A 10770-nucleotide genomic window follows, 5' to 3' on the forward strand; every position below is an offset into this window, starting at 1 on the left:
ACCGACAGCGATTCGCCCAAGTCGGTCACTAAATGACTGGTCAAATCTGGTCCGGTAGGCTTAGCAATGAGATCGCCTGGCCCGACCTCAACTTGATGGGAACCCATTCTTAAGGTGGCGCGCCCCGAGAGCACAAGATAGTATTCATCAACCGCTGAATGACTATGAAGACGCGCGGTAGCACTGTGGGGCGGGATTACTTCTACTCGCATAAAGGCCCGGCCCATGCCGAGGAGAGGCATGGCATAGCGAGCTTCTTCCTGAGGCCCATAGACCTCTCTGAGATGCGAGAAGGCATGGCCTGGCGCAGGGGGACTGAATACATTGAATGTGGGTGGGCACCAGAGGTTTTCTCCCCAGGCGGTTTGATCCGAGAGGTGGTCACTGGAGGGGAGCTCATAGATTTCATCGACCCAAAACGAGAGCAGTCGCCGAACGAATTCCAGTCCCTGAACGCTGAGGTGCGGCAAAACGCACCATAATACATCGGGGTTGTCTTGGCGAAGCCGTCCCTCATATCGCGCAATGGTGTCCCAGAACCAGTGGGCTAGGGGTACCAACTTTTTCCCATCGCCGCTGGGGATGTCATGGGGGATTGTCGGTAGAAAAAGCGCCCATGCAAGGTCCCAGCGAAGCACGGGGACCTCTTCTGTGGTATGGGGAAGCTCGTGCACTAAGAATGCTCTCGTCATCGGCAAAAGTTCTCCTTTGTAGTGTAGTGATTAACGTCAAATCTCGGTTCTTTTTCTGGCCACAATCAGGCTGTGCTCTTTTGATGTTTGCAGTTCAATACTTAGTAATTGGGGATGGGTTAGCCAGAACTGCCGTACTGGGTCGACCCGGCCGATCCATTCGGGGGGCCAAAATTCTTTCGGTGTCAGGTCGTCAAGAAGAACCATGTCCCCTGCCATTAGAGAATCAATGACCGCTTCTCCCTGTTCGATTTTGGCCTGAGCGATATCTACAAAGATGAGATCGAATGGAGCATAACGGAGCACATCCGTCCACGGACCACAGTGTACATGAACTGTGGTTATGTCACGAAAGAGCTTTGATACCTCGCTATAAAGAGTCTTGTTGTGATCGATGGTATGAATTTTTGCGGTGGAACATGATGAGAGCCATGCTGTTCCCACGCCACACCCGGTGCCTAATTCCGCAACCGAGCGAATTTGGGGATTTGATGCCAAAAGTTGTAGGACCATCCCGACTTCGCTTAAACACGATGACGTAAAGTGTTGTTGGGTAGCGAGTTCCATACATTGCTGGACTTTGACTGGATACGACAAGGGACTCAACCTTTCCCTATGTGCGCGGCGCCCACTAAATAAATAGGGTGACTTGATCGCCATGGGGACTCGCCCACAACTGAATCACCGGATATGATGTCTCGGGTTCCTCCACAAATTGCACGTATAAATCGCGAGCTTGAAATGCTTGGCGAAGACTCGCGACATCTGTGGCGGACTGCCCAATAAGATCGATGCTGCGCCCCATTCCAGGGAGAGCCACTTCAGTGTAAAAGCGCTTAGATACGGTAATGGTTGGCATAACGACCTCCTTGGTAAAAGCTTCTGATTGGTAGTATAGACGAGGTTAGGATGCTTCTCCATAGCGAATGAAATTTTCCATAACTGCAAAAGATAGGAACAACCGCAGGGAGCAACTAGGTCTTTTGCATCATGGCCGAGGATGAGGTCCTGTGATACGCTACATGCATCGAAGAGACCATGTTCTCAGGAATCGACAGGGAAGGTAGGGGAAAATTGGCGAATGAACTCGGTGGATAAGACAGCGATACCTTCCACGTTTCTGAAGGTGTTAGCAGTGGTAGCGGCAGTGGGTATGTTTATCATCAACATGGTGGGCTTTCTTGATACGCAGACGAATTCTGCTCTTGGCTGCGGAAGCGATTGGCCTTTGTGTAACGGGAAAGTGATTCCTTCCATAACGAATATTCATGTGCTGATCGAGTTCGGGCATAGGGTGCTAGTGGGTGGATTTGCGATGATCGCTGGGGTGTTTTTGGTCTGGTCGCTGATTCGCTATCGGCGCTTTGTCGAAGTGAAGGTGTTAGCGTGGGTGGGGATCGCGTTTATTTTGATTCAATCGGGACTTGGCGCAATCGCCGTGCTGTTTGTCAATCCCCCGACGGTTTTGGCGTTGCACTTGGGATTTGGGCTGTTGGCCATGGTGGGTGTGATGCTGTTGACTATCTTTATCTTTCAGATCGAGGCACTCGCCCAAGGACGACCTTCAGGTATTCGTTGGCGTGAGCACACAGATCGATCCACTCGGGTTTGGATACTGGGGATTTGGGTTTTTACGTATATTGCAATTTATTGGGGTTCCTATGTGGCGTTTCGTGGAGCGGGTAGTGCATGTCCAACCTGGCCGCTTTGTAATGGGAAGGTTTTTCCTGGGTTTTCTGGGCTTGTCGGTCTCGACTTTATTCATCGCTTGGCGGCGGTGGCTCTAGCGATTTTGTCAGTGGCGTTGCTCGTTCATTTGCGACGGTATCGTCAGGGACGACGGGACTTAGCGCGTGGCGGATTTTGGTTTTTCATTTCCGTACTGCTGCAAATTGCTACTGGCGCAAATTTAGCGCTCAGCAACTTAGCCACGGGGCCCTATTTGCTTCACATTTTGACGCTAATGATTCTCTTCATTATTCTTAGTTACTTAGGACTCGAGACTATGCCCTTGCAGAAAACGGTTCAACCGCCGGTCGGTACTCATAGTGCCAGTGCGTCGACCATCAGTGAGCGCTCTTAGCATCTACGTGTGCTGGCGGGCTAGGGGATGAGCATGAGAGAGCGGGACACCGTGGAAGAGATATAGTGCCACGCCTAACGTGAGATAGACTAGGTTGATGTGGGTGAGCCATTGAATTGTGGAGAACGTGCCTGTGAATTTCATAAGTCGATAAGGCTACCGTATCTAGAGATCGTTAGCCTTATCTTATAAAATAAATCAACTTGACTGACTCTCAAATCACTCGTTAGGAAACTTTCTATGGCCTGCAAGATGGATGTATCCCCATTACTTGGGTACGCGCCCAGACAAAAAGAGTGCGAAATATCTGCAAAACGGCAGGAAATTTGGCTTGCAATCGCGAACCTTGTATCGGTTGGGGAGATCGTCAACGAGCAGTATCCTATGGCGTCAATGACGCCAATAGATGAGGGAGGGTTTTATGAACAAGCAGTCCAAGATTGTTTTGGCCTCAGCGATGGTGGCGAGTGTAGCTTTGATAGCGGCAGGTTGCGGAGCGACGTCCACCACAGCTGCAACCAGCACATCGTCTGCGCCGCAAAAGGGTGGAACTATTGTCTTCGCACTCCCGCCGCAAACCGATATCAATTGGTACTTGCCGATAACGACGTCGGCTTTTGACTCGATTTATAACACGCAGATGTTGAACATGCTTTATAAGCCGCTGATATGGCTCAATAACAAATACCAGATTGACTGGAAGTCGTCCATTGCCAGTAACATTACCTATAATAGTGCAGGAACGGTGTACCATGTCTTCTTAAACAAAAAGTGGCATTGGTCGAATGGACAGCCAGTGACGGCAAAAGATGTGCTCTTTACCTGGGACGTGGTCAAGGCGGCTTCGGCCGCGAATGCGCCTTCTCCTTGGCCGTTTGTTGGAGCCGGAACCGGGGATATTCCCACGGGCGTGAAGAGTGTCGTAGAAAATAATCCCTATGAACTCACGTTTACGCTCGATCAGCCTGCGAACCAGCAATGGTTTATTGAAAATGGGCTGATCCAACTCATTCCGATGCCGGCGAGTGCCTGGGATATTCATAAGAATATCACCAATGAGATTAAGTACTTGGGATCGCAAGGGACCAACCCCGGAATTGACAATGTGGTTGATGGGCCTTTTGAACTCAAAAAGGCGGTTGCCAACCAAGAGTGGGTGTTGACGCCAAATCCTAGCTATGACGGCCATAAGTCGCTCGTGAAGGAATTGGTATTCTCCTACCAAGGTTCAAATTCGGCGGAATTCGCAGGGTTAAAAACCGGGGCGGTCAATGTAGGATACCTTGATTTGAGCGAATATGGTTCGAAGGGAGAATTGACGTCGGCAGGCGACTCTATTTTCGCGGCACTTCCGTTTGGGATGTTTTATACGGATTTGAATATGTATCCGGGAGGAAAAACCCAGGCGATTTTCAATCAGCTCTACATTCGTCAAGCGATGCAAATGGGCATTGACGAGAATGAGATTAATACCGCCATTTATCATGGCTACGCTCCGCCGACCTTTGGACCGATCCCCTCTGATCCGAAAACCGAGTTCTATGACACCTCATTTAAAAACCCGTACCCGTATAACGTCTCTGCTGGCAAGAAACTGCTTACCAGTCATGGATTTCATGAGGTCGATGGTGTCATGACCAAGGGCAGTCAGAAGTTACAGTTTACTATGCTCTATGCATCAGGGAGTACCGCCTCGACAGAAGCGGCCGAACTTATGCAACTGGATTGGGCAAAAGAGGGCATTAAGGTCACTTTGAAGGGCGAACCGTTTAGTACCCTTATCGGGATTGTGAGTAACCCGAAGACTCCCAACGCCTGGCAAATTGCCACTGGAACGGGTTGGCTCTATGATGGCCCGGGGTGGTATCCTTCGGGTGGAGAACTCTTTTCCACCGGAGCCGCTTCTGGTTATGGATATTCTAGCCAAGAAGAAGACACCCTCATTAAAGAAACTCATACGCCCTATGCGACCGCTGCTGAGAGTATGAAGGTCTTTGATGAATACGAAACTTACACGGCTAAGCAATTGCCGTTCCTATGGAATAACAATGTGGCCACCTTGGTGGTGTCATTGCCCAACGTGCACAACGTGCAGCAGTACTATAACCCTGCCACGGGTATGCCGCAGTTTAACTACTGGTGGGTTTCCTCAAAGTCCTAAGGGGAAATAGTGAATGACACAAATAGGGCCCTCTCCACGGCGACTTGGGAGGGGGCCCTATTCCCGTGACTAGAATCCGGCGAATGACGAGGAGGTATGCGAGAGTGGTGAAAATCCATAGGCGGAATAGATCTCAGATGCCATTTTTGAGGGAAGAAAACGTAAAAATGCATCTCGTGCCTCGGGATGAGGAGCATCTTTCACGCCGGCGACCCAATATTGACCCATAGGGTTTTCTTTAAAATGCTCCAACGACACCATCATCAGGGGATGCCCTTGTCGAATGGCATACATGGCTTCGCTTTTCCACACGACACCGACATCGACCTGATGATCGTTGAGCCACGCTACCGTTTCGCGGTGGTGAACGGTGGTCAATCGGGTTGTGCCGTTGTGCAACTTGATTTGAAAGACTTCGTTCACGGCGCTCTCACCAGCAGCCCGCCGAATGGCTTCTTTCGCCAGACGCGCGATCCCCTCTGTGGCGGGATTGGGCATGGCAATGCGAAGACTGGCATCGCTTAGGTCGGGGAACCCCTTCACATTTTTGGGATTGCCTTCGGGAACTAAAAGAGCCAAGTGATTTTCGGCATAAGGCATCGGGGCGAGTAGCGAAGGTGCCAATTGCTCCATTTCACTCTTGCCCGCGGTATAAATGTCGGGCTTGACTGAGAGGTGTAACGCACCAATCTGCAGATTTCCTCCCGCCTGGATTTGCTGAAGCAAAATTCCCGGGGGAAGGGTTTCATAATAGATATTGGAGAATGTGGGATATTCTTCGCGAAAGGCTTTCAACAGGTCGTCCATCACCATAAACTGGTTGCCATTGAGAAACAACGTCAGATCTGCGGTGAAGGGATTTCCTACCAAATCGACTATGGTATCAAAGGATGCCAAATCGATGATCGGGGACTCATTAGGGTTTGACATAGGCGTATCCCTCCATTTGTCGTCGGACCAATTCGGCGATACCGGCATCAACGAAAGTCATACCTGGAAGAAGAGTAGTCTCGTCAATCTTTTTCATTTTTAAGGTGTTTTTACATACCGCCACAGTGACGTTACGGTCGATGAGTTGAGACACAGGCTCGGCCATCTCTGAACCGTGAGTGACAAGGGCTATTCCTTCGCCGTGCACGACCAATTCCACATGCAGATCGGGCATCTCGTCCATGAGATTTTTGATATTCCTCAGGACAGCACGATGTTTGTCGGGTGAAGACTCGTTGAGTTGAATAACGACGCTGGCCATGCGGACCACCTCGCTTCATTTTAGTAAACAAAGTATACCTGTTGAGGTATTTCGGTTCAACTGAAGGGAAGATCCAGGACCTGGCTCCTGAGACCTAGTGCCTCATTACGTGACAATTAGAGGACAATCCGTAATGATAAAGAGACATGTTAGTGATGAAAGTTAGGTGACGACAGTGACAACGGCTATCGACGAAGAAATGCGGCGGATTGCAGCCGATTTTAGTGGGAAATGGGTGCTCTATGCCGAGCACTTGGCGACCAAAGAGGTGATCTTTTATGGGGATATTCATCGTTCTATGGAGACGGCGTCGGTGATGAAGCTTCCGATTTTACTCTGTGTTTTGCAAGGATGCGAGCGGGGAGAGTATCAGTTGGGAGAGGAGATTCAATATCTCGCTGAGGATTATGTTGAAGGATCGGGCGTGCTTCAAAATTTGACCCCAGGGATCCGTTTGCCATTCAAAGACGTGCTCATGTTGATGATTACCGTGAGCGATAATCTCGCCACCAACATGGTCTTACGCACCATAGGTGTCGAGAGAGTAAACCAGTGGTGCAGCGAGCACGGATTATCCGATACTACGATCTATCGCAACATTTCATTCGACGTCCCAGAGCCTTTAGCGCATAGCAGTGTCTATGACTTGGTCACCATGTTAAAAGGGCTCTATTATGCAGAGATTCTCCAAGCCGCATGGCGCGACGTGGCGCTCGATATTTTGGGTCGGCAGCAATATAATACGCTTCTCACTCGGGAGATGCCGTACGCACTCATTAGTGACAACGAAGATGCCCCTCCCAAAGTGCGAGTGCTGTCAAAGAGCGGGTCGCTTACGGGGGTGAGAAATGATGCCGGTCTGGTGTTAACACCGTGGGGCGACTATGCTATTGCCATCATGAGTGAAGGATCTCAAGATCCCCGTTTTCATGTGGATACCGAAGCCCAAGTGATTCTTCCTCGCGTATCTCGCGCTGTCTTTGACCACTATTCGGGCATCAGAGCCACGTCGTAGCATATTTAGAACCTAAAGCAACTTCACGAGGGGACGTGGCACCTCATAAACTCACTTGTGGGATTTCTCATGCGACGCTGTCGTTGATGCCGGCACCGGGGAAGGGATTTTTTCGGATCATGGACACTGCATGAGAGCCGCTTGGTGCAATGTAGGGGGATATAGTAGTAGGTCACACTGCTCAACAAAATATGATGGTCACTGATGCGGATTGGGGCCCCAAGACTAAATAGCTATCACGGTGCATGGCTCGAGCGTGTTAGTTCTTGTCAAGGACGCGACCATCGGTCTTCCGCTGCAGTGACGGCGCCCTCCCAAGGTCGCCATGATAGAATGACCTCATGCGATACTTAGGGGGATGGGGACAGCGATGTTACATGGAGTGATTTGGGATTTTGATGGAACGATTGTCGATACCGAGACGCCCCAGTTTGAAGTTTGGCAAGCCATTTTCATCGAACATAAGACGTCGTTTGCTGTCGAAGAATGGGCCGCAATGGTCGGAACTATTAGTACTATCGACCCGTTGGATTTATTAGAAGCGAAGGTAGGATCGATTCATCGCGCTGCAGTCTATGAAGAGTACGGGCGGCGTTTTGCGCTTCGCAGAGAGACCATGACTCTTCGGCCAGGCGTCAAAGCGCTTTTAGACGAACTGAGACAGCGGATGATTCCGTCGGCTATTGCGAGTAGTTCATCACGACAATGGATTAAGCGATATCTCTTAGATCATGACATCAGTCGGTATTTCTCCGCCATTGTCACCGCAGCGGATGTGGGTGTGCCTAAGCCAGACCCGGGGGTTTATCGGCTCGCGCTTTCCCTGATGCGGATTCGTGCCGACGAGGCGGTGGCGATAGAGGATTCGCCTCACGGAGTGCAGGCGGCTCAGAATGCAGGAATCGCCTGTTTGGTGGTACCAAATCCCTCGACGAAGGAATTGGAATTTCCTCTAGATACTACCATCTATCCAGACCTTCAAGGTGTCAATGTCGTTAAATTGCGGGAGATGGTCTCCTGAGGCCATCTCCCGGTCAACTATACTAATGCATCGGGCGATTAAACCGGGGCCTTTTCCCGTAAGAGTTGCATGAAAGCTCGCATCCATTCAGGATGGTCGGGCCAAGCACGGGCTGACACCATATGTCCATCGACGACAGCTGCACCATCGATAAAGGTGGCACCGGCAGCTTGAACGTCTGGCGCTAATGCCGGATAGGCTGCAGACCGACGGCCATTGAGAACGCCCGCTGTGGCCAACGCGATGGGTGCATGACAGATTTGTGCGACGGGTGCCTCAACAGCAAAAAAGTGACGCACAATGCGAACAAAGTGAGGGTCGTTGCGAATGTATTCGGGAGCACGGCCTCCAGGAATGACTACGGCAGCATAGTTCTCGGGGCGGACGTCTTTGAATGCAAGATCGGACTCCACGCGATAACCGGCCTTTTCCGTATAGGTGTCAAAGCCGGGGACAAAGTCATGTACTACGGTTTGCAACGTTTTTTTACTCGGAGCGGCAATGTCTACGTCATAACCTTCCTCTTTGAGACGCTGATAGGGATACATGACCTCAAGAGACTCAGCGCCATCTCCCGTGAGTAGAAGAATGCGGGGCATGATACCACCTTCCTTTAGGGGAATTTTTTGCGGATTTTACCCATTACTGTAACGCACTAAGCAAGTGGGGAGAAGAGGGGAGAAACGTTATAATGTCACATTTGAACCATGTATAAATTATCGTAATATCATGGTCGGAAAAGACGAATTTTACCGCTGGAGGAGCTCCTGTTCTGGATTTATTTGGATATTTCTACAGGATTGTAAAATGAGAAAATCCTGCAGTGACAAGGGTTACAAGCGACGACAGCAGGCTTTCGTAGTGTCTAGTCAGAAATTATCGCGGGAAGTTGACTCGAGATTTGAGAAATCTTATCTATCCTTTGTCATGCAAGCAATTCGATCTATACTAACGCTAAGTAAGGTTAGCTGCGGTGCCTCGTCATTGCGGGTTAGTTCGAGGGACACGCATCTGACGCTCACGGATGCGATTCTTGGTCATTGGCCAAGGAGATAAGTCGTAATTTAGTCACGAATGTGATAGTTGCAATAAAATGCTGGGCTAATTGGGACGGCATCCGTAGATCGAGGAAGGGAGGGATTTTCACATGGCGACATCAGAAGTGGTGAAACGGCGTATGCGGCTTAGTACGCCCTTGATTCGTGTTGATGGTCGATTACAACCTGCGACGTGGGACGAGGCATTGGCGCGTGCGCGTGATGTGTTTCAGCCGATTATTAATGAATCGGGTGGCGATGCACTCTCGGTGTTTAGTTGTTCCAAGTCGACCAACGAATTGAACTACTTAGCATCGAAGTTTGCGCGTTCTATTTTTCACACCAACAACATTGATTCGTGCAACCGTACGTGACACGCTCCTTCGGTCGCGGGTCTCGTGGCCGTGTTTGGAACAGGTGCCAGTACCAGTTCGTACGAAGAATTTCAACACACGGATTTTCTGTTGTTAGTGGGCTCGAATGCCGCAGAGGCCCATCCGATTATCTTTCATCATATGATGAAAGGGGTAAGAAACGGGGCGCGGTTAGTGGTGGTCGATCCTCGTAAGACCCTAACCACCATGCGGGCGCATGATCATTTGCAGATTGCCGTGGGTAGTGACATCGCGCTCGTAAACGCGATGGCGCATGTGATTATTCGTGAGGGTCTCGAAGATCACGGGTTTATTGATAAAGCGACTCGTGAATTTGCCGATTTCCGGGACTCGGTAGCAAATTGGCCGCCTGAGCGGGCTGCTATGGTTACCGGTATCGACAAAAAGCGTATCGAAGAATTGGCTCGTGCCTTTGCTCGTGCTCCGCGTGCCATGATTTGCTGGACGTTGGGAATTACCGAGCATCATAATGCGGTGGACAATGTCCTGTCTCTGATTAACCTCGCCTTATTGACGGGGCACGTCGGAAAGTATGGTTCCGGATTGAATCCATTGCGTGGGCAGAACAATGTCCAGGGCGGAGGGGACATGGGGGCCTTGCCGAATAAGCTCCCAGGTGTTCAGGATCTGGCGGACGAGGGCGCTCGTCGACGCTTTGAAGAAGGCTGGCATACGACCATATCGCCCGTCCCCGGGCGAGACCAAACGCAAGTGTTCGAGGGGATGGGAGACGGAAGCATTCGTGGGCTTTACGTCATTGGAGAAAATCCGATTGATTCCGAAGCCAATCAGCATCATGTGCGGGGGTTATTCGAAAAGCTCGATGCATTAGTGGTTCAGGACATTTTTCTCACGGCGACCGGAGAAATGGCCGATGTCGTTTTCCCAGCGCGGGTGTCCTTTGCTGAGAGTGCGGGAACCTATACGAATAGTGAACGCCGTGTACAACTGGTGCAGCCGGCTCGCGTCGCTCCGGGACTGGCCCAAGACGACATTTGGATTGTCACTAAGTTGGCTAATGCCATGGGAGGCAATTGGCCGGAACTGGATGGGGAAGGCGTCTTTGACGAAATGCGCTTCCTTTCACCTTTATTTCGTGGGATGACTTACGAAC

General features: G+C 50.5%; 11 protein-coding genes. 5 read left to right on the top strand and 6 right to left on the bottom strand.

Translation table 11 applies throughout. The features are described 5' to 3' along the window. The 3 genes from ACOJWD_RS11885 to ACOJWD_RS11895 all read right to left on the bottom strand — a co-directional run. A partial coding sequence (locus tag ACOJWD_RS11885) for a cupin domain-containing protein (protein WP_486993444.1) occupies nucleotides 1-692 on the bottom strand: 692 nt, incomplete at its 3' end. A gap of 36 nt (nucleotides 693-728) precedes the next feature. Continuing rightward, complete coding sequence (locus tag ACOJWD_RS11890) at nucleotides 729-1352, bottom strand: O-methyltransferase (protein WP_486993445.1); 624 nt, start codon at nucleotides 1350-1352, stop codon at nucleotides 729-731. After that, nucleotides 1324-1551 carry a hypothetical protein gene (locus tag ACOJWD_RS11895; protein ID WP_486993446.1) on the bottom strand — a complete coding sequence of 76 codons (228 nt, stop codon included), beginning with the start codon at nucleotides 1549-1551 and terminating at the stop codon, nucleotides 1324-1326. The genes ACOJWD_RS11890 and ACOJWD_RS11895 overlap by 29 nt, the downstream gene beginning before the upstream one ends. A gap of 222 nt (nucleotides 1552-1773) precedes the next feature. On the opposite strand from ACOJWD_RS11895, the gene ACOJWD_RS11900 reads away from it, so the two are divergent. Together ACOJWD_RS11900 and ACOJWD_RS11905 are read left to right on the top strand one after the other, a co-directional pair. Then, nucleotides 1774-2775: a COX15/CtaA family protein gene (locus tag ACOJWD_RS11900; RefSeq protein WP_486993447.1), complete on the top strand. Its 1002-nt coding sequence runs from the start codon at nucleotides 1774-1776 to the stop codon at nucleotides 2773-2775. A gap of 421 nt (nucleotides 2776-3196) precedes the next feature. Beyond that, nucleotides 3197-4936: a peptide ABC transporter substrate-binding protein gene (locus tag ACOJWD_RS11905; RefSeq protein ID WP_486993448.1), complete on the top strand. Its 1740-nt coding sequence runs from the start codon at nucleotides 3197-3199 to the stop codon at nucleotides 4934-4936. Nucleotides 4937-5005: 69 nt separating this feature from the next. On the opposite strand, the gene ACOJWD_RS11910 is transcribed toward ACOJWD_RS11905, so the two are convergent. Beyond that, a complete protein-coding gene (locus ACOJWD_RS11910) occupies nucleotides 5006-5866 on the bottom strand; it encodes a molybdate ABC transporter substrate-binding protein (protein ID WP_486993449.1) in 861 nt (286 codons plus the stop codon). Continuing rightward, nucleotides 5853-6188, bottom strand: coding sequence for a DsrE family protein (locus tag ACOJWD_RS11915; protein ID WP_486993450.1), 336 nt, complete (start codon nucleotides 6186-6188; stop codon nucleotides 5853-5855). The genes ACOJWD_RS11910 and ACOJWD_RS11915 overlap by 14 nt, the downstream gene beginning before the upstream one ends. Before the next feature lie 166 nt (nucleotides 6189-6354). On the opposite strand from ACOJWD_RS11915, the gene ACOJWD_RS11920 reads away from it, so the two are divergent. Next, the gene (locus ACOJWD_RS11920) at nucleotides 6355-7203 is read left to right on the top strand and encodes a serine hydrolase (protein WP_486993451.1); all 849 of its coding nucleotides are present in this window, start codon (nucleotides 6355-6357) and stop codon (nucleotides 7201-7203) included. A 370-nt stretch (nucleotides 7204-7573) separates the two neighbouring features. Beyond that, nucleotides 7574-8224, top strand: a complete 651-nt coding sequence (locus ACOJWD_RS11925; protein WP_486993452.1) for an HAD family hydrolase — start codon at nucleotides 7574-7576, stop codon at nucleotides 8222-8224. A gap of 38 nt (nucleotides 8225-8262) precedes the next feature. Here the strand turns inward: ACOJWD_RS11925 and ACOJWD_RS11930 are convergent, their stop codons facing one another. Next, nucleotides 8263-8823 (bottom strand): DJ-1/PfpI family protein, encoded by a 561-nt coding sequence (locus ACOJWD_RS11930; protein ID WP_486993453.1) that lies wholly within the window; start codon nucleotides 8821-8823, stop codon nucleotides 8263-8265. Nucleotides 8824-9401: 578 nt separating this feature from the next. On the opposite strand from ACOJWD_RS11930, the gene ACOJWD_RS11935 reads away from it, so the two are divergent. Continuing rightward, nucleotides 9402-10770, top strand: a 1369-nt coding sequence (locus ACOJWD_RS11935) for a molybdopterin oxidoreductase family protein (RefSeq protein WP_486993454.1), incomplete at its 3' end; no start/stop codon positions are given.

Source organism: Sulfobacillus sp. TH-112 (genome assembly GCF_057473405.1).

Excerpts from the sequence above, each read along its gene's own strand:
- ACOJWD_RS11890 (WP_486993445.1), bottom strand. The coding sequence starts at position 1,352 with ATGGCGATCAAGTCACCCTATTTATTTAGTGGGCGCCGCGCACATAGG.
- ACOJWD_RS11895 (WP_486993446.1), bottom strand. The coding sequence starts at position 1,551 with ATGCCAACCATTACCGTATCTAAGCGCTTTTACACTGAAGTGGCTCTC.
- ACOJWD_RS11900 (WP_486993447.1), top strand. The coding sequence starts at position 1,774 with ATGAACTCGGTGGATAAGACAGCGATACCTTCCACGTTTCTGAAGGTG.
- ACOJWD_RS11905 (WP_486993448.1), top strand. The coding sequence starts at position 3,197 with ATGAACAAGCAGTCCAAGATTGTTTTGGCCTCAGCGATGGTGGCGAGT.
- ACOJWD_RS11910 (WP_486993449.1), bottom strand. The coding sequence starts at position 5,866 with ATGTCAAACCCTAATGAGTCCCCGATCATCGATTTGGCATCCTTTGAT.
- ACOJWD_RS11915 (WP_486993450.1), bottom strand. The coding sequence starts at position 6,188 with ATGGCCAGCGTCGTTATTCAACTCAACGAGTCTTCACCCGACAAACAT.
- ACOJWD_RS11925 (WP_486993452.1), top strand. The coding sequence starts at position 7,574 with ATGTTACATGGAGTGATTTGGGATTTTGATGGAACGATTGTCGATACC.
- ACOJWD_RS11930 (WP_486993453.1), bottom strand. The coding sequence starts at position 8,823 with ATGCCCCGCATTCTTCTACTCACGGGAGATGGCGCTGAGTCTCTTGAG.